The following is a 17,931-nucleotide window of genomic DNA, read 5'->3' as shown; positions in this document are numbered from 1 at the left end:
GTGTTGAAAAGCGGTTGGAATCACTCGACGCGACAGCCGAATCGCCGTCGCCGCGGACGCCTTATCGTCCGTTGGCGTGGCTGGCCGTCGCGGGCGGGCTCGGCGTGGCGGCCGATCATGCACTCCATTCGCGGCTCGAGGCGAGTTTGTTCGGCGTCTGGTGGATTGGCGCGGTGATCGCGCTTGTTTGTGCCGTTTGCGCGGGTCGCCGCGGGGGCGACCGTGCGGCAGCGGCGGCGCTACTCGTCGCGGCCGGGTGGATCGGCGGGGCTTGGCACCATGCTTGTTGGAACGAGTTCCCTGCCGGCGATCTTGGCCGGTTCGCGCGGGAGGAATCGGCTCCGGCATGTGTGGTGGGCGTACTCGCCGACAGAGTCAAAGTTTCGCCGCCGGGTGATCGCAGTCCGTTGCGGGCGATGCCGGCGCCGCTGATCAGCGAGACGACGCTCGAAGTCGAGCAGATTCGCGACGGCGTCGGTTGGCGGACGGCGGGCGGGCTGACGCGGTTGCGGGTGGCGGGCGAATTGCGTGGCGTTGGCACGGGCGATCGCGTCGTCGTGTTCGCGCAGCTCGCGCGGCCGGCGCCGCCGCTCAACCCGGGCGAGTACGACTGGGCGGCGCACGAACGCCGCTTCCGGCGAAACAGCGAACTTTACTGCGAACATCCCCGCTGCGTCACGGTGACGAGCGCTGCTCCGCGGGTCGGCCGCGATGCGCCGCTGGCTGCGGTGCGCGATTGGTGCGAGCAGCAACTCACGGCAAATGTGCCGACGCGCGACGCTCCGCTGGTGCTCGCGACGCTGCTCGGCGATCAGGAGCGGTTGAGCGAATCGACCAAGGATGCGTTTCTGAACACGGGGGCGATTCACCTGCTCGTCGTGTCGGGCGCCCACGTAGCGCTGCTGGCCGGGATGGTGTGGTGGATCGTGCAAGGCGTGCCGCTCGGCAATGCGGCGCGGCTGGGGGTGATGCTCGCCACCGTGGCGATTTACGCGCTCGTCGTCGGGTTGCAGCCGTCAGTGACGCGGGCGACGATCCTCACGGTGATGACCGTCATCGCACTGGTGAGCGGGCGAACGCCGTCGCTGGGGAACATCCTGGGGTTGGCGGCGCTCGCGGTGCTCGCGCTCAACCCGTCCGAGCTGTTCCGGGCGGGGACGCAGTTTAGTTTTCTGGCCGTGGCGATTTTGTTTGTCCTCTCGCGCTGGGAGTGGCGGGGCGAGCCGCGCGATCCGTTGCGGCGGATGATCGTCTCGTACTACTCCTGGCCGCGGCGAGTGGTGCGGCGTGCGGGGCAAGCGGTCGTCGCGATGATCGTGTCGTCGCTGGTGGTCGGCGTCGCAATGGCGCCGCTGGTGGCGTATCACTTTCACATCGTGACGCCGGCGGGGATTCTGCTAACGCCGCTGGCGGGGCCGCTCATTGCGGTCGCCCTTGGGGCGGGGCTGGGCGTGGTGACGATCGGCTGGTTCGTGCCGCCGGTGGCGTGGGGGCTCGGGTGGGTGTGCGGAACCTCGCTGCACCTGGCGGAGTGGCTCGTGCAATTTGCCGCCGAGATTCCCGGCAGTTTTTTCTACACGGCGGGTTTTCCGGGGTGGTGGTCGCTCGTGTTTTACGGCGTCGCTGGGTTGTGGATCGCTCTGCCCTGCTGGCGGCCGCGGTGGCCGGTGCAAACTTCCGCCGCGCTCGTGTGGGTCGCCATCGGGTACGCGGCGATTGGCTTCGGCCGCGTGGCGCCCGACACGCTGCGGTGCACGTTCCTCGCGATGGGTCACGGCACTTGCACTGTGCTCGAACTGCCGAGTGGGCAGACGGTGCTGTACGACGCGGGGAGTCTCGGTTCGCCTGAGGCAGCGACCAAGTCGATCGCCGCCTTCCTGTGGTCGCGCGGCATCAACCGGATTGATGCCATCGTCCTGTCACATGCCGACATCGATCACTACAACGCGCTGCCGGGGTTGCTTGAACGCTTTCCGATCGACGTCGTTTACATTTCGCCGATGATGTTCGACCCGGTCGCCACCGGCGGCGATCTCACGGCGCCGAATTATCTGCGAGATTGCCTCGTTGCCGCCGGGATTCCGCTCCGTGAAGTGTGGATGGGCGACCGCCTACGGACCGCCGACGCCGACGTGACGATTGAAGTTCACCATCCCCCGCGCGAGGGGCTGATGGCTCGCGACAATGCGAACAGCTTGCTGCTGGCGATCGAATTCGACGGCCGCCGCATTTTGCTGCCGGGCGATCTCGAGTCGCCCGGCATTGAGCAGGTGATCGCCGACCCGGCGCTGGACTGCGACATTTTGCTGGCGCCCCACCACGGTAGCCCGCTGAGCGACCCGCCCGGCTTCGCGGCGTGGTGCACCCCCGAGTGGGTGATCTTCAGCGGCGGCGAGCGCGACCGAACCATGCTGTCGCAGCAGTCGTATCAGCATGCAGGGGGCGTCGTGCGCCGCACGGCCGTGGATGGCGCCATCAGTTGCATCGTCCGGCGGCAAGCCGCACTCGACGTCTCGACCCACCGCTCGCAGTAAGTTCCCGCCCTGCAACATGTTGCTAGTGAACTGTAATTGAGACGCTGTCGCAACAAGATCTCTGTCACGCTCTAGCGTCGTTGCGAGCAATTCCCTATCTTTACGGAGTCGGAATCTGTGGAGGGAATCGAAATTAGGTAGTTCAGCCGTGCCCAAAATGGGCGCGCCGTCGCGCTCAATCGCGCAATCCATGGCGGCGTGAAAAACTTCGGCGAGCGCTGACTTCGTTCCCAGCCAATTTCCAATTCGTCCCGCCCGCATCGCCCGCTTTACACCTCGACCATCGGTGACTTGGCGTCGCGCCGAACTCACCTGATTCACGATACGAAAGGAATCACAGCCGATGTCCACGGTCACCCCCAAGGGTTTACACAAACGCTCGAAGCGCGAGCCAGTCGACCCTAACGGCACGGCGATCGACGTCAGCGAGGCGATGAGCAACGCCGCGCTGCTGAAAATGGTTTCCTCTTACATTCGCGCTCGGCGCCCCTTCAAGGAATTCGGCTTCAATTGGCCGATCGTTTCTTGGATCGGCATGGTCCATGTGATGGCCGTCGCCGCGCTGTTCTTCTTCAGCTGGCCGGCGTTTATCACCTGCGTCGTCCTGGCGTTCATCACCGGCAGCTTCGGCGTTTGCATGGGCTACCACCGGTTGCTGACGCACAAGAGCTTTCAAACCTATCGCCCCGTCCGCTGGTTGCTCGCCTTCCTCGGCGGCCTGTCGGGCGAAGGCTCGGCGCTCACTTGGGTCGCCAATCACCGGAAGCACCACGCCTTCAGCGATCACGAAGGCGACCCCCACTCGCCGACCGATGGCGCGTGGTGGAGCCATGCGTTCTGGTTCATGCCGAACTTCGGCCGCAAGTGGCACGCGGAAGTTCTCAATCGCTACGCCCCCGACATGATGAAGGACAAGGTGATGGTCGCACTCCATTACCTCTTCCTGCCGTCGCACCTTGCCTGCGCCATTGGCCTGTACGTGATGGGCTACTTCGGTCCCGAAAGCTGGGGCCTTGGTTCCAACTGGGCCGGCTGGTCGATGGTCTTCTGGGGCCTCGGCATGCGGATGGTTTACGTCCTGCACGTCACCTGGTTCGTGAACTCGGCGACTCACCTGTGGGGCTACCGCAACTACGAAACGACCGACAACAGCCGCAACCTGTGGTGGGTCGGCATCCTCGCCTTCGGCGAAGGTTGGCACAACAACCACCACGCCTACCAACGCGTCGCTCGTCAGGGCCATCGCTGGTGGGAAGTCGACGTCACCTACTGGTCGATCTGGATGATGGAAAAGGTCGGCCTGGCGTGGGACGTGGTGCGGGTGCGGGATATCCCGAAAGCTCGGGCGTAAAGCGGCGAGCGTTTCCGCAGGATTTGAAAAAGATCAACGAGCGAGGCGTCCGAATGGGCGCCTCGCTTTTTTTATGAACTGGTGGCGCTGGGGCTCAAACTGGCGTGTCGGAGCAACAAGCGGATCCATCTTGCGTTCGACAGCCGCCGAGATTCAGATTCGTTTCCGCCACTACCTGCGGCCGCGCCGCCCCCGATTGAGATCGTGCGTAACCTGCGCCACAAACTCCGACCAACATGAATCGACCAGAAGACGCCCCCGGTGCATTTCAAGCGGCTTGGAATGCTCACGACATGGCCGTGCTTGGCAGCCTCTTTACTGACGACGCGACGTTCGTGAATCGTTTCGGGCACTTCGTCCGGGGCAGCGATGCGATCGTGGCGCTACACGCTCCGATCCATGAAACGATCTATCGCGACTCGACGCTTGCGAACGAGTTGCTCGACGTCGCCTACATTGCTGACGGAGCGGCGGTCGTACATTTCTGGAGTCGCCTCACGGCGGGCGTCGCTCACCCGGCTGGGCCGCATCAGGTCGATACGCTGATCCTTGCCGTGCTGATAAAACAGGGCGAAACGTGGCGCATTCGCGCGCTGGAAAACGTGACCCTCACCAACCCGAGGACCGGCGAGGCGATCTTGCGCGGGTGAATGCGCAGCTCTGCGGCGGTCGTTAGCGCGGCGACTGTGTTGCAGGCGTTCTTTGCGGTACTCGTGCGCGGCGGCTAAAATTTGCGACGGCGCTGGCTCGCCGACGAGCGACTTTGTTTTTTTGCGTGGCTGGGGGATGGTCGTTGATGAATTTGTTTAATCACAAAGTCGAGGTAACGTTCGTCGACGACGCCACCGGCGGGGCGTTCGCCTCGGCCGGGATGGAGGCTGCTAATCTTCCCGAAACGTTTGAGATCAGGACGTCGCTGCGTCTGGGCGAGTCCGATTGGTCGGTCGTGCACGCGGAGCCGCGGACGCGGGCGGAGTGCGCGAAGGCTGGTGCGCTAACGCTGCGGCTGCGGAAGATCGAGACGATGCCAGCGGAGGAGATCGCGTTCAGTCAGCTCGATATCACAGAGAACATCGACGACAATCGGAATCTTGAGAAGGACGAGTGGATCGCCACGACGCCGCTCAATGCGAGGATTCCCAATCCTGAATCGGCCGGGTTGCCCGCGCGCGGCGCCGACGCCGACGAGGTGTACCGCGCGGCGCTAGTGATGTCGGCGATTAGAGAATCGATCTCGCTGCCCGACGACGGCGTTTACTGTCCGATCTGCCATATCGCCAGCGTCGATCTCGCGAAGTTGCGAACGCCTTGTCCGCAGTGCGGGCGCGAGTTGTTGAAGTTTGGGTGGACGTAGGGCTATTGAGATCGTGCGCTGCTGGCGACTGTAGGTTGCATGGCCTCGACGGCACTCCGACGCGGCCATGTCGGCGTGAGTAAAGCTGGCTTCCGCCAGTAGTCTCATTTAACAGCCGCGTCAGGCCAGGTACACGGCGCCTGCTGATTTGATTTAGAGTCAGAGAAGAGTTACGCCGAAGGCGTTGCACATCGTAGCCCAGGGTAGTTCGCGTTAGCGAACCACCCTGGGGATGCGAGGGCTAGGACGATCATCTACGCTGAAAGCGTTACACAATCTGCCGTTGAGTCGCATTGTGTAACGCTTTCAGCGTAGGGGGCGGGTGAAAGGTTGCTTACCCAGGGTAGGCCGCTGGCGCGACCAACCCTGGGCTGCGATGTGTAACCGCGTTGCGGTATAAAACGCTTAACATGCTGGTTTATTCGTCAGGGATGCTTTATGGCTAATTTAGTCCCACTGCTGGTACTGTTTTTGAGTGCGTTCGCCGTCGCGCTTCTGGTAAGCGTTCCCGATCCGATAACTTACTATATGCATACAGGGGCGATTCGTTCCCGCATACTTCGTGGGCCACCGCCGTGGCAGCGGGATCGCGAGCCGTCGGTCGACGGATGCTTAGAAGTCATATATTTACGCAACTAATAGTATGCGTTTGGTCTCGCCCATTATCGGCAGGTTACCGACGTTTCCGAGAAGGCGGGCGAAGTGATGGCGAACAGTGGTTCGAAGTTCAGCACAGACTATCTGCTAAATGAGCAGATGTACTCTGCGCTGTTGGCTTTGCCTGGCGTCTTGACGGCTCTTCTCGGCGCGCACAAGGTCGTGGCAATGTACGGCTGGGCCGCCAAGATTCACCCCAGCTTGGCTTGGCAGCGGATGGACGACCACACGGACCGACTGCAGTACTTGATCGAAGATTCAATCGATCAGCGAATCATCGTTCCGGGACAGTCTGACTTTTATTTCGAAGTCCCCGAAAAACGGCTCGCAGTGATGTTCTGCCACGAGAGCGACATTCACCTCGATGGCTCTGATGATGAACTCTTGAAGCGATTCATGGCTAGCGACCCATTCGCCCAAATGCGGTGGCGCACGCAAGCCGAGGTTGAAAAGATGATGGTGCAAAAGGATTGAGGATGCTGCAGGCGGGACGCCGGTAATGCGGCCGCCAATTGTTCCCAATATGATGCGTCGCGTAACGAATCACCTACTTGATTGCTAAAGCTGTTTCGTCAACGAAGTGACTAATCATGGAAAAATTCCTTCCTCTAATGTTCGCCGTCGGCGGGTATGGCGCGTTTCTCGCCGTGATGGCTGCCACCTATCAGCAGTTGCCGCTGCGCGTCGCCTCGCATTTTGGCGTGGACGGCGTCGCGAACGGCTGGGCTTCGCGCGATTCCTACGTCTGGACGTTGATCGTCATTCTGACGGCGGTCACGCTGATGATGGCGGGGACGGCTGCCATCATCCGCATCACGCCGACGAATCTGGTCAATCTTCCCCACCGCGAGTACTGGCTTGCGCCCCAGCGTCGCGAAGCGACAATCGGGGCGGTCGAGCGTTTCGGCTTCGTCATGGCGGGGCTGACGTCGCTGTTGTTTTTGGCGATTCATCTGCTCACGGTCGCGGCGAACGAGTCGCAACCGGCCGTGCTGTCGAGCGCCGTCTGGTGGCTGCTGGGAGCGTTTTTGGCCGCGACTGGGGCCATGCTCTTTCTGCTCTATCGGCGGTTTTCCCGCGTGCCGGCGGGGAATTGAGAGCGGCGAATTCACGCGAGTTTTCGGTGCTGTCATCGTTACTGCATCGTTCGCAACACTGGTTGCTCGACGCGAGTTGAAAAAATCGCGGCAAAAAATCTCTTGCTAGAACCGGACCTTCTGCCGACAATACAACCGTGATGACCACGTATCTGTACTACTTCTGGTTTAGCTTTACCGACGCGTTCTTTTTTAGAACGGGCGTCGTGGCCGGAGGTTGTGCATAGACGAATCATCGCTAAGCACCAAACCAACCGAAGCCCCGGGCGCCCTAGGACGCCCGGGGCTTTTTTCGTTTTTGCACTGAATTTATTTGCCCTTTGTCACCCCGAGGTACTCCGAGGGGTCCGCTCACCTAGCTAAACGAGCGGATTCCTCGGAGTACCTCGGAATGACGGGTGCTGATTGATTCAAGGCGCCGTCCAAACTCAAGGAACCAAACCCATGTATTGGAGCTCATCCCGATGATTGTTGTGATGAAACGTTCAGCCAGTGAAGCGGATATCAATGCCATGATTGCTCATGTGGAATCTAAAGGGTTGAAGCCCAACGTTATTCGTGGTTCGGAGCGGACTGTGATCGCCGTTGTCGGCGATGAGCGGATTGCCGGCATCGGGTCGCTGGAAAGCGGGCCGGGGGTCGATGAGGTGCTGCCGATTCTGGCGCCTTACAAGCTTGCCAGCCGGGAGCTGAAGTCGGAGCCGACCGTGGTGCAGGCCCTCGGCATGAAGGTCGGCGGCGTCAACATCGGCGTCATGGCCGGGCCTTGTTCGGTCGAGAGCGAGGAGCAGATCATCGCTTCGGCGAAGGCGGTGAAGGCGGCAGGCGCGACGGCCCTTCGCGGCGGGGCGTTCAAGCCGCGCACCAGTCCGTACAGCTTCCAGGGGATGAAGGAAGAGGGCCTCAAGCTGATGGCCGCGGCCCGCGACGTGACGGGGCTGGCCGTCGTGACGGAAGTCGTCGCCAGCGAAGACGTCGATCTTGTTTCGAAGTACGCCGACGTGCTGCAGATTGGCGCCCGCAACATGCAGAACTACCGGTTGCTTGAAGCGGCCGGCAAGTCGCCGCGGCCGGTGCTGCTGAAGCGCGGCCCGAGCGCGACGGTCGACGAATGGTTGCTGGCCGCGGAGTACATTCTCGACGCCGGCAACCCGAACGTCATGCTTTGCGAACGCGGCATCCGCACGTTCGAGACGCACACGCGATTCACGCTGCCGCTGGCCTCGGTGCCTTACGTGCAAGCGAAGACGCATCTGCCGATCGTGATCGACCCCAGCCACGGCACCGGCCACACGCACCTGGTGACCGCGATGTCGCGGGCGGCGATTGCGGCGGGCGCCGACGGGATCATCGTCGAGGTTCACCCGAACCCCGACAAGGCGATGAGCGATGGCTACCAGTCGATGAACTTCGATCAGTTCGCCGAGATGATGAAGCAGTGCGGGCGGATTGCCGAGGCGATGGATCGGAAGTTGGGGTAGCGAGTTGTTAGCCCCTGGCTCCGCCAGGGGGTAGCACATCGCAGGACGACGCCTAACGAGATGGAAGCCGACCCCCCGGCGGAGCCGGGGGCTAGACGAGGACGCCACATGTCTCATGTCAATCTCGACGCTTACTTCCAGCGCATCGGCTACGCCGGCGAGTGGACGCCGACGCTGGAAACGCTGCAGGAGCTGCACCGGCGGCATGCCGAGTCGATTCCGTTTGAGAATCTCGACTCGCTGCTGCGTCGGCCGGTGCGGATTGATCTTGATTCGATCCAGCGGAAGCTCGTCGAGGAGCAGCGCGGCGGGTACTGCTTCGAGCAGAATGGATTGTTTAGCGCGGTGCTCGAAGCGGTTGGCTTTCGGCTCACGCGACTGGCGGGCCGCGTTGTCTACATGGGCGATCCGCATGCGTTTCCGCCGCGGACGCACATGCTGATCCGCGTTGACGTCGGCGACGAGTCGTATCTTGCCGACGTCGGGTTCGGAGGCATGGTGCAAACGGGGCCGTTGCGGCTGGCGGTCGATGTCGAGCAGTCGACGCCGCACGAACCGTTCCGCATGATCCGTTGGGAGAACGATTACCTCATGCAGGCGAGCATTCGCGGCGGGTGGGTTCCGCTCTACCGCTTCACGCTCGACCCGCAGGCGCCGTCGGATTACGAGGTCGGCAATTGGTATGTGTCGACGTATCCCGAGTCGCTGTTCGTGAATCATCTCATGGCGTCGCGACCGGCGCCGGGCGTGCGGTATGCACTGCGGAACAATGAGCTGGCGATTCACCATCTCGGCGGCAACACGGAGCGGCGGACGCTGCGGACGGCGGAGGAAGTACGCGCGGCTCTGCGGGAGTTGATGCAGATCAAGTTGCCGGAAGGGGCGGAACTGGACACGTTGCTCGAGCGGTTGGCGAACTCGCCGAGTTACTGATCTCGCTCGCTACGCGGAGCGCACCACTAGCCCCGGGCTCCGCCCGGGGGTTGCGCATCGCAAGGCCACGCGTACCGAGATGGTGACCGACCCCCGGGCGGAGCCCGGGGCTAGGAGGAGGCGAGCTGCGGGCGAACTAGTGGTTCGCCAGCCACGCGGCGATTTCGCGGTGGATGAGCGCCGGCTGTCTGGCGAGTAGCAATGTATGCTCGCCATCGACGATATTCGCGACTCCCGGCGCATTGACGCCGGCCGATTCGGCGAACGTCTTGAGGTGCTGCTCAAGCTCCTCAACCGTCGCGAGTTGCTCGGCCGACAAACGATAGACCGCGATCATCGGCTCCGCGGCAGCTTTGTCGAGCGATGTGATTTCGATCGTCCGCTTGTCGACCGGTCGCCAGGCGAGGCCGAGCGGTTCGAGCACCTTGTCGAGGGCCGGTTCCCAGGGCGTGCCGCTAGAACTACAGGCGATCCGCGTGTTCGGCCAGAGCCGCACGTCGGCGAGTGCCGGCCAATCGACGAGCACGGCGACTTGCATCTCTTCTTGCCAGTGGCGGAAGATTTCGCGCAGCGGCGTGTATTGCGAGAAGGTGAACGTCGCGGGGGCGCCGAGTCGTTCTTGCAACGCCACCGCCGGCGCGACGCCGCCGATGAGCGCGGCGGGGTACTTGCTGCGGTGCGGTTTTTCGAGGGCCGCGCGGCTTCGTTCGAGCAGCAGCAGAACGTCGTACTGCACCGCTTCGCCCGCCGAGACTTTTAGCTGCTTGCCGTCGATGGCGAGCGTTCCGGTTCCGCCGGCGGCTTGCCACGTGTCGGGCGCCACCAGCTTTTGAATATTCTCAGCAAGCCGCGCGATTGCTGGCTCGTCGCCGGCGAGGTCGTCGACGGCGTACGTCACGTCGCGGCGTGGGTTGTTGCCGCCGCGAATGAGGACAATCTGATCGTTCACCACCACCGGCTGCAGACGCAGCGGCTTCAACGCGGCGGTGAGAAAGTCGAGAATCGTCGCGTCTTCGACGGCGGCGGTCGCCGGCTGTCCAGCAGAGACGGCGGCGAGTTGGAGTTGCTCGGGCGCCACGCTGATCGGAATGCCGCTCATTTGCACCGACAGATCGAGCAGTCGGCAGAGTGGTATGTTGTTGACCTTGAGCCGCGGCGTTTTTCGCTCGAGTAGCGTGGCGACACTTTCGGCGGTGGGGGCGCCCGCCTGCTGATCGCGGCGCACGGCGTCTGGGGCGGGCGGTGCTTCGGCGGCAGGTTGATCGGCGCCGGCGGGGGCTTCCGAGTTAACGCTGAGGGCGGCCGACTCTTGTTCAGGGAGTTGGCTCTCCTCGATCGGGTTTTTCGGCGGGCCGCTGCGGAGCGTCGAGAGGCTGAGCCCCTCGGGATCGATGTCGAGCGGATCGATCCGCAGCCGCGGCTCGTCCTTTTCTTTCTCGGCTTCCGGCTCGGCCGTTGCGGGGTCGTCGGCAGCAGCTGCGGCGGGCTCCGTCGACTCGGTCGGGGCGGGAGTGGCCGGCACGTTGGCGGCGAGTTGATTGTCGGCCGGCGCGGCGGGCGTCTCCGCGAAGGGATCGTCGGCGAGCGCGACTTCGGTTTGCGCTGCGGCCGCGGGTTGAGCGGCCGGTTGCTGCTCGTCGATTGCGGGGGCAGACTCGAGCGCAATTGGATCGGCGGGCGGCGCTGGTTCGGTCGCAGCGATCGTCGTCGGATTCGCGGGGATGCCGTTCGGTTGAGTTGTGGCGACTGGCGCAGGCGCAGGCGGAGCGAGCGGCAGCGTTGGATCGTCGTCGCCTCCCAGGATCAGCGACAGCGCGCCGATCATCACGGCGGCGCCTGCAAGTCCGCCGCCGGCAACCATTGCCGGGAACTTGATGCGGCTCCACAACGATGGGGCGGGAGGGAGCGTCGTCGGCGCTGGCGGAGGGGCCGCAGCGCTGGCGGAGGGGATGCTCGCGGCGCTCTCTGCGATAGAACCAGTGGCGACAGTGCTCGGCGGATCGCTAAACGCATCGACGGCGTCGTCGAAGTTCGACACCACCACGGTCGATGTCGTAGGCGGCGCCGTTTGCACTGCAGGCGTCGCGGCGGGAATGTCGGCGAGCGCATCGCTCGCATCGAACACCGTCGTCGCCACGGCCACTGCAGCGGCGGCAGTCTTCGCGGGGCGAGCAGCGGGCTTCGCTGCAGGCGTCGTCGCTGTTGGCGCGTCGGCCGTATGAGCGGCGACAGTCGGCGCGGCGGCGGCAGGCGCCGACGGCACATACCCCGCCGGAGCCATCACCTGCACCATCATGTTGCAGCGCGGGCAGGCGATGATCTGGCCGATCATCGACTCCTTGCGCACCGTTAGCACGGCACGGCAACTGACGCAGGTGACTTTGAATGGATCCACGCGTGCTCTCGAACGACTCTGTTCCCAGTTCCCCTCAGGTTTTTATTGTACCCGAACCGTGCCCAGTTAGCGGGTCTGGGGAAGAAATGCTGCGGGCAGCCGATCGCCACGTTTTTCGGCGGCAGTTCGCGTCGTGACGATAATCCGTTCCGCAGCGCCTGTTGTCGTCGGTTCGATAACGTAGACCAGCTTCTGCCGCGGGTCGGCGGGGCCGGTGGCCTGGCGGTCGGGATTCGCCCGGAGGAGGATTTCGAGCAAGATTTCGCTGGCCGGCCGGTCGCGCAGATCGAGCCCCAGCGACTGGTTCTTCGTGATGCCGTCGAGTTGCAGATCGCTGCCGGCGATGGTGATTTCGAGCCCCGTGTCTTCGGCGAGCAGTGCGACGGCTTGCTCGAGCGATTCCTTGGTGAAGCTGAGCGAAGTTTTTGCGGCGAGTTTTTCGGCCGTAGATGTCGGCGTCTTCGCTCCCGCTGCGGCGCTCGCGATCGCTGCGTCGCCGCCGTGCGGCAGCGTGAGCAGCAACTCGCCGGCGGTGAGCAGATTGTGTCCTGCCCTCGCCGGCAGATACGCATTGACGACGGCTTGCCGATCGTCGACGCCGCTGCGAGCGTAGCGGGCGAGAATCCGCAACATGCCGGGGAGCCGCGCGATTACCTTGCGACCATAGGGATGCCACGTCGCTGCGGCGAGTGCGTCCTCCACTTCCTGTGGCGCCGCGGCGATCCGCTCGCGCATTTTCGCGGCGAGGCGGATCGCCGGCACGTTGAGCGTCGGCGTCGCGCGGAGTTCGAGGAACAAATCGTCTCGCAAGTCGGCGCTTAGCATGACGGCGGTGGCTTCGTTGCCGAGCAGCCGCTGGATCACATCGTGGAGCGGCGCCGCTTCGGCGGTGAGCAAGTCGTTGCCGCTGGCTTGCAGGAATTTTGGCGCGACGATGAGCGTGGCGGCATGCTCTGCGTCGGAGTGCGCCACGAGGGCTTCGATGTCGCGGACGAGCGGCGGCGCTTCGCCGGCGGATTCGACGAGGTCCTCAGCGAGCGCGGCGGGGGTGATGATCAGCGCCGGCGTCGGTTCGTTCGCAAGGAAGTAGGCGCGACCGCTCTCCGTGCGAATGGCGACGCCTTCAATTTGCGAACTGGTTGCTTTCGCCGTGCGCTCAGTAAGTGCCGCGCTATCGAACGGCTCCGCGAACTCCACGCGCAGCGTCGTTTCCAGTTTGTTGTCGTCGCTCACGGTCACGGCGACGAGCAGCGCGGCGACTTCACTCAATTCGCCGCCGAGCAGCGACTCAAGTTCCGCGACGGCGCCCTGCCCCCACGGGCCGAGCGCGGCGCGGAGTCGGTCGCCCTCGGCGTGGCGCGCGATGTCGGCGGGGCGGAAGTAGAGAAGGCATTGCGTGCCGGCGGGGACATAGGCGAGCGAGATCGGCGGGCCGCTCGTTGGCTCGCCCCAGAGGAGTTGGCCGGTGGGATCGTCGACGAGTTCTGCGGCGGGAGGGGCTGCGTCTGCGGGCGGAATTTCGTTCGCGGGGGGCGTGGCGGGGGAGGCTTTCGGAATTGTAGCGCCGGGGGCGGGACGCCCCGGCTCGCTTGGTTGCAGAGGGGGATCGTTTGCGCTGAAGGAATTGATGAGCAGGTAGGCGATGAAGGCGACCGCTACAACGGCCGAAATGACGCTGCTCGCGATCCAGAGCCAGCGGCGATCGGGTTGGGGGCGACGGGGCCGCAGGCTACTGCGGGGGATGTCGTCGAGGTGGTTCGGATCGTCTGGCGGCATATCGGTTCGCGGCGGCAGAACAGTCGCGGCCGCCCGTTCGTAATGTTAAATAACGTAAAGTTGAGTAGCTGCAACGCAGCCGTGGCAACTTGAGTAGCCGCGGCTCAACGAGCCGCCGGAGCGGTGATCGTTGGATTTACCTCGTCCGAGTTCCGCTCCGGCCGGTCGTTGACCGGCGGCTACGAGTTGGCCGGCCAGCAACGTACCGAGCTAGCTGCGTTGCCCGCTCGCGGCAATCGCTTTATTATCCACCCAGGCGACGTTCCCACCACCCAGGCACCGCAACCGGGACTTACAATGAAATCTTCTGAGGCGGCCCAGTTCTATTTCAGCCGCGCGGCCGATCAGTTGGAGCTCAAAGAGAGCATGCGGCGGCGGCTGATCATTCCCCGCCGCGAAATCCAGGTGCAGGTCTCCTTCGAGACCGACAAGGGCGAGGTCGCCACCTACGTCGGCTACCGCGTTCAGCACAACAACGCCCGCGGCCCAATGAAGGGGGGCTTTCGCTATCACCCGCAGGTCGATCTCGATGAAATTCGCAGCCTCGCGGCGCTGATGACGCTGAAGACCGCGGTGGTGAACATTCCCTACGGCGGCGCAAAGGGAGGCATCGCGGTCGACCCGCGGACGCTGAGCCGCACCGAGAAGGAGCGAATCACTCGCAAGTTCATCGACCAGATTCACGACGTCATCGGTCCCGACATCGACATCCCGGCGCCCGACATGGGAACCGACGCCGAGACGATGGCGTGGATCATGAGCCAGTACAACAAGTACCACGGTTTTAATCCTGGCGTCGTCACCGGTAAGCCGGTTGAGTATTACGGCATCCCCGGTCGTGAAGAAGCGACCGGCCGTGGCGTGGGCATTCTCACGCTGAAAGTGTTAGGCCGACTTGGCCGCAAGCCGCAACAATCGCGTGTCGCGATTCAAGGCTTCGGCAACGTCGGTTCGCATGCGGCGAAGTACCTCGCCGACGCTGAGTGCAAAGTCGTCGCCGTCAGCGATGTGAGCGGCGCCTACTACCGTGCGGAAGGGCTCGACGTGATGAGCGCCATTCGCTATTCGAACCAGAACAAGAATTCGCTGGCCGGCTACAAAGAAGCTGAAAAAATTCCGGGCGATCAGTTGCTGGAACTCGACGTCGACGTGCTGATTCCCGCGGCGCTCGGCGGCGTGATCAACGAATCGAACGTCGACCGCATCAAGGCGCCGATCATCATCGAAGCAGCCAACGAACCGGTCCGTCCCGAAGCGGACGAAATTCTCGCGAAAAAGGGAACGCTGCTCCTCCCCGACATCCTCGCCAATGCCGGCGGCGTGACGGTTAGCTACTTCGAATGGGCGCAAAACCGCCAGTTCTACCACTGGAATCTCGACCGCGTGCGGCAGGAACTCGAACGAGTGATGTCGCAGGCGTTCGAATCGGTGTGGAATCTGTCCCGTGAGCGTAAGGTGAGTCTGCGGACCGCGGCGTTTATGGTTGGCATCGAACGCGTCGCGAAGGCGACCGCTCTCATCGGCGTCGCGTAGCCGCTGTAGCCGCGACCCGCGGTAGCCGCGGCTCAACGAGCCGCCGGAGCGAACCTCGAACGAGCTAAACCCAACGATCAACGCTCCGGCCGGTCGTTGACCGGCGGCTACGAGTGTGCCGGCGGCCACTAGCGCTTACCACCGATACCAGGGGCCGAGCCAGAACGAAAAGCTGAACGCCGCGAAGGTCGGAATCGCCACGGCGACGATCGCGGCGAGGAGCAGCCACGCGCCAGCAAACTCGCGAGTTTGCAGCGGAACGATTGGCAACGGTCCTGGCGCCTTTCCCTGCCAACGAAGGCGTAGAAGGTTCAGGCTGAAGAACAGCATCGCCAGCGTGAAGTAATTCGATGGCCAAGCGGCGATGAAACCGATGTTCTCCAGCGGTGCGTCGAAGTCGATGAAGTCGTTGACAATTTGAACCGCGGCGATGAGGGCGACTCCCAGCAGGAGAAGCAAGACGGGCCAACCTTCGGCGACGGGAGGAAGGTTCAGCGAGGTTTGTGATATGGCTTCGGCGGAGGAACGCCAACTACTCGCATGCCAGAAGCGGTAGATCGAATACGTGACCAAGAGCGCCGCCAATATCGCTCCGCCGAGGCATTCCCACCAGTTGGGCTCGAAAGAAACGCTATGGATGTCCGGGGAGAATTGGCTGAGCATACCGGAATAAAACCAGATTCCTGCCCCGCTTGCGGACAGCAGCAGGCCGACGATGCCGAGAACTCGCGGATGCAGCGCTTGCTTGAGGCCGCTAGTTGACATGACGGCGGAGAGCGTGACTAACGCCGCAATAGCGCAGGCGGCGGCAACCGACATGGCGAGTAAAATTCGCCATTCGTCGGAAATCGCGGGGATCCCGTACCGGTTGTAGATCGTCGCATCCGCCGCATCGACGCCACGGCAACCCACATGCACAAGGAAGGCGATCAGCGTTCCATTTGTTGCAATGTAGATCGCGATGCCGATACAGCCCGCCCATACTAGAGTCTCAACGATGAGTCGCCGCCGCGGCCGAACTTTCTGAGCAGCGCGAATCGAGGCGTCAGCCATTGCGATTAGCACCGCTATCTTCCAGACGATATCGGTAAGTAAGTCTTCGTAGATGTAGGCCGACTTCATCGGCAATTTGAAGAGTTGCCACTCTCTCAAATATCGGGCTGTGACGCACGCAGCAATCGTCGCGGCAAGCATGAGCCGCAGCGTGGATTCGCAGCGCAAGGCCGATTGGAGCGAAGTCGATCCAACGTCGAGGGTTCCGCCCTTCTGGCGGATGACGTATGCCTGATGTAACAGGCCGCCGACGATCGCGGCTGACGCTGTCGCGAGCAGCGGGGTCTGCAGGGTGCTGACTAAAAAACCGAGGAAGTCGTTGCTATAGAGGTAACCTCTGTAATAGGAAAGCGGCGCGCCTCCGATTGCCATTCCGATGGCTAGATAAAGCGTCCATACGAAGAGCGAGCGGAGGTCGATTCGAATGTTAGGTCGGTTTGAACTCAATCCATTTTGCTCCGACGAGAGAATAAGCGAGGTAGCCGCGGCTCAACGAGCCACCGGAGCGGTGCTCGAACGAGCTGAATCCAACGATCGCCGCTCCGGCCGGTCGTTGGCCGGCGGCTACTTTGCTCGGCTACTCGGATAATTCTAGCAAGATTTCCGCCGCCTGGGTGATCTGCTCCGTCGTCACGTCGAGATGCGTTACCGCGCGGACGCGGTATTTGCCGAAGGGATACATGCCGACCCCGTGCTCGGCGAGTCGCTTGCAGAAGTCGGCCGCTGTGCCGAGGCGTTGGTCGAGATCGAAGATGACGATGTTCGTATCGACTTGCGCCGGCGCGAGTCGCAGCGTGTGCGATTGTCGCACGGCGTCGGCAAGGATCTGAGCGTTGGCGTGATCGTCGGCGAGCCGTTCGACATGGTGGTCGAGCGCGTAGCTCGCCGCGGCGGCGAGGTGGCCGGCTTGCCGCCAGCCGCCGCCGAGGGCTTTGCGCAGGCGGCGAGCCTGTTTGATGTGGTCGTGCGAGCCGACAAGCGCCGAACCGACCGGGGCGCCGAGGCCTTTGCTGAAGCAGATGCTCACCGTGTCGAACAGTCGGCCCCACTCCCGCGCGGCAATGCCGCTGGCGACGACGGCGTTGAACAGGCGGGCGCCGTCGAGGTGACGGGCCAGCCCGTTCGCGGCAGCCCAGGCGGAAATCTTTTCGACTTCGGCGAACGGCAGCACGCGCCCGCCGCCGCGGTTGTGGGTGTTTTCGAGGCAGACCATCCGCGTGCGGGCGTAGTGAACGTCGTCGGGCCGGATCTTGTCTTCGAGGTGGCTGAGCGTGAGAAGATGCCCTTCGGCGGCGATGCCGCGACCGAAGACGCCGAAGAATTGGGCCGAGGCGGCTTGTTCCTGGTTGAGGATGTGGCACTCGGCCTCGCAGAGGAATTCGTCACCGGCGCCGCAGTGGAGCCGCACGCCGATTTGGTTCCCCATCGTACCGCTGGGGACGAACAGGGCCGCCTCCTTGCCCAGCAGGTCGGCCGTTTGTTCCTCGAGGCGGCGGACGGTTGGGTCCTCGCCAAAAACGTCGTCACCCACCTCGGCGGCGGCGATGGCGGCTCGCATGGCGGGGGTGGGGCGGGTGAGCGTGTCGCTGCGGAGGTCGATCATGGGGAAGGGGGAGGGTTCAGGTGTCGGGGTTCAGGAATTCGACATGAAAGCCACCGGCTCTGCCGGTGGACGGAGTAAATGTAGAGTCAGCCCAGGCGGAAGTTCGTCCACTGGCGGAGCCGGTGGCTTTTACAGTGCGCCGGTTTCAACGGGGGGTGAAACGC

13 protein-coding genes are annotated in these 17,931 nt (G+C 63.4%); 9 read left to right on the top strand and 4 right to left on the bottom strand.

The annotated features are described in order from the left end of the window. The first annotated feature begins 14 nt into the window (after positions 1 to 14). From ACQY7R_RS09185 to ACQY7R_RS09150, 8 genes are all read left to right on the top strand, one after another. Positions 15 to 2,534: a ComEC/Rec2 family competence protein gene (locus ACQY7R_RS09185; RefSeq protein ID WP_428305306.1), complete on the top strand. Its 2,520-nt coding sequence runs from the start codon at positions 15 to 17 to the stop codon at positions 2,532 to 2,534. Between the two features lie 343 nt (positions 2,535 to 2,877). Next, positions 2,878 to 3,885 (top strand): acyl-CoA desaturase, encoded by a 1,008-nt coding sequence (locus ACQY7R_RS09180; protein WP_428305305.1) that lies wholly within the window; start codon positions 2,878 to 2,880, stop codon positions 3,883 to 3,885. Between the two features lie 236 nt (positions 3,886 to 4,121). Beyond that, complete coding sequence (locus ACQY7R_RS09175; protein ID WP_428305304.1) at positions 4,122 to 4,535, top strand: SgcJ/EcaC family oxidoreductase; 414 nt, start codon at positions 4,122 to 4,124, stop codon at positions 4,533 to 4,535. Between the two features lie 146 nt (positions 4,536 to 4,681). Next, positions 4,682 to 5,239 carry a hypothetical protein gene (locus ACQY7R_RS09170; RefSeq protein ID WP_428305303.1) on the top strand — a complete coding sequence of 186 codons (558 nt, stop codon included), beginning with the start codon at positions 4,682 to 4,684 and terminating at the stop codon, positions 5,237 to 5,239. A gap of 705 nt (positions 5,240 to 5,944) precedes the next feature. Beyond that, positions 5,945 to 6,370: a hypothetical protein gene (locus ACQY7R_RS09165; protein WP_428305302.1), complete on the top strand. Its 426-nt coding sequence runs from the start codon at positions 5,945 to 5,947 to the stop codon at positions 6,368 to 6,370. Between the two features lie 116 nt (positions 6,371 to 6,486). After that, entirely contained in the window at positions 6,487 to 6,993 is a 507-nt protein-coding gene (locus ACQY7R_RS09160; protein WP_428305301.1) for a DUF1648 domain-containing protein, read from the top strand. A 476-nt stretch (positions 6,994 to 7,469) separates the two neighbouring features. Next, the gene (gene aroF, locus ACQY7R_RS09155) at positions 7,470 to 8,474 is read left to right on the top strand and encodes a 3-deoxy-7-phosphoheptulonate synthase (RefSeq protein WP_428305300.1); all 1,005 of its coding nucleotides are present in this window, start codon (positions 7,470 to 7,472) and stop codon (positions 8,472 to 8,474) included. A gap of 108 nt (positions 8,475 to 8,582) precedes the next feature. Continuing rightward, the gene (locus tag ACQY7R_RS09150) at positions 8,583 to 9,407 is read left to right on the top strand and encodes an arylamine N-acetyltransferase family protein (RefSeq protein WP_428305299.1); all 825 of its coding nucleotides are present in this window, start codon (positions 8,583 to 8,585) and stop codon (positions 9,405 to 9,407) included. A gap of 136 nt (positions 9,408 to 9,543) precedes the next feature. Here ACQY7R_RS09150 and ACQY7R_RS09145 read toward each other — a convergent pair whose 3' ends face one another. Next, positions 9,544 to 11,802, bottom strand: a complete 2,259-nt coding sequence (locus tag ACQY7R_RS09145) for a hypothetical protein (protein ID WP_428305298.1) — start codon at positions 11,800 to 11,802, stop codon at positions 9,544 to 9,546. 66 nt (positions 11,803 to 11,868) lie between these two features. Continuing rightward, positions 11,869 to 13,578: a hypothetical protein gene (locus ACQY7R_RS09140; protein WP_428305297.1), complete on the bottom strand. Its 1,710-nt coding sequence runs from the start codon at positions 13,576 to 13,578 to the stop codon at positions 11,869 to 11,871. Between the two features lie 297 nt (positions 13,579 to 13,875). On the opposite strand from ACQY7R_RS09140, the gene ACQY7R_RS09135 reads away from it, so the two are divergent. Then, positions 13,876 to 15,111 carry a Glu/Leu/Phe/Val family dehydrogenase gene (locus ACQY7R_RS09135; RefSeq protein ID WP_428305296.1) on the top strand — a complete coding sequence of 412 codons (1,236 nt, stop codon included), beginning with the start codon at positions 13,876 to 13,878 and terminating at the stop codon, positions 15,109 to 15,111. Positions 15,112 to 15,246: 135 nt separating this feature from the next. Here the strand turns inward: ACQY7R_RS09135 and ACQY7R_RS09130 are convergent, their stop codons facing one another. Both ACQY7R_RS09130 and ACQY7R_RS09125 read right to left on the bottom strand, forming a co-directional pair. Next, positions 15,247 to 16,536 carry a hypothetical protein gene (locus ACQY7R_RS09130; protein WP_428305295.1) on the bottom strand — a complete coding sequence of 430 codons (1,290 nt, stop codon included), beginning with the start codon at positions 16,534 to 16,536 and terminating at the stop codon, positions 15,247 to 15,249. A 205-nt stretch (positions 16,537 to 16,741) separates the two neighbouring features. Further along, positions 16,742 to 17,767: a threonine aldolase family protein gene (locus ACQY7R_RS09125; protein ID WP_428305294.1), complete on the bottom strand. Its 1,026-nt coding sequence runs from the start codon at positions 17,765 to 17,767 to the stop codon at positions 16,742 to 16,744. Positions 17,768 to 17,931 lie beyond the last annotated feature (164 nt).

Source organism: Lacipirellula sp. (assembly GCF_965279485.1).
In the GTDB taxonomy this organism is placed as follows: domain Bacteria; phylum Planctomycetota; class Planctomycetia; order Pirellulales; family Lacipirellulaceae; genus Lacipirellula.
The sequence above is the reverse complement of the archived record's forward strand: the minus strand, read 5'-3'. Positions and strand labels throughout refer to the sequence as shown.

Excerpts from the sequence above, each read along its gene's own strand:
- ACQY7R_RS09180 (WP_428305305.1), top strand. The coding sequence starts at position 2,878 with ATGTCCACGGTCACCCCCAAGGGTTTACACAAACGCTCGAAGCGCGAG.
- ACQY7R_RS09175 (WP_428305304.1), top strand. The coding sequence starts at position 4,122 with ATGAATCGACCAGAAGACGCCCCCGGTGCATTTCAAGCGGCTTGGAAT.
- ACQY7R_RS09170 (WP_428305303.1), top strand. The coding sequence starts at position 4,682 with ATGAATTTGTTTAATCACAAAGTCGAGGTAACGTTCGTCGACGACGCC.
- ACQY7R_RS09165 (WP_428305302.1), top strand. The coding sequence starts at position 5,945 with ATGGCGAACAGTGGTTCGAAGTTCAGCACAGACTATCTGCTAAATGAG.
- ACQY7R_RS09160 (WP_428305301.1), top strand. The coding sequence starts at position 6,487 with ATGGAAAAATTCCTTCCTCTAATGTTCGCCGTCGGCGGGTATGGCGCG.
- aroF (WP_428305300.1), top strand. The coding sequence starts at position 7,470 with ATGAAACGTTCAGCCAGTGAAGCGGATATCAATGCCATGATTGCTCAT.
- ACQY7R_RS09150 (WP_428305299.1), top strand. The coding sequence starts at position 8,583 with ATGTCTCATGTCAATCTCGACGCTTACTTCCAGCGCATCGGCTACGCC.
- ACQY7R_RS09140 (WP_428305297.1), bottom strand. The coding sequence starts at position 13,578 with ATGCCGCCAGACGATCCGAACCACCTCGACGACATCCCCCGCAGTAGC.
- ACQY7R_RS09135 (WP_428305296.1), top strand. The coding sequence starts at position 13,876 with ATGAAATCTTCTGAGGCGGCCCAGTTCTATTTCAGCCGCGCGGCCGAT.
- ACQY7R_RS09130 (WP_428305295.1), bottom strand. The coding sequence starts at position 16,536 with ATGGCAATCGGAGGCGCGCCGCTTTCCTATTACAGAGGTTACCTCTAT.
- ACQY7R_RS09125 (WP_428305294.1), bottom strand. The coding sequence starts at position 17,767 with ATGATCGACCTCCGCAGCGACACGCTCACCCGCCCCACCCCCGCCATG.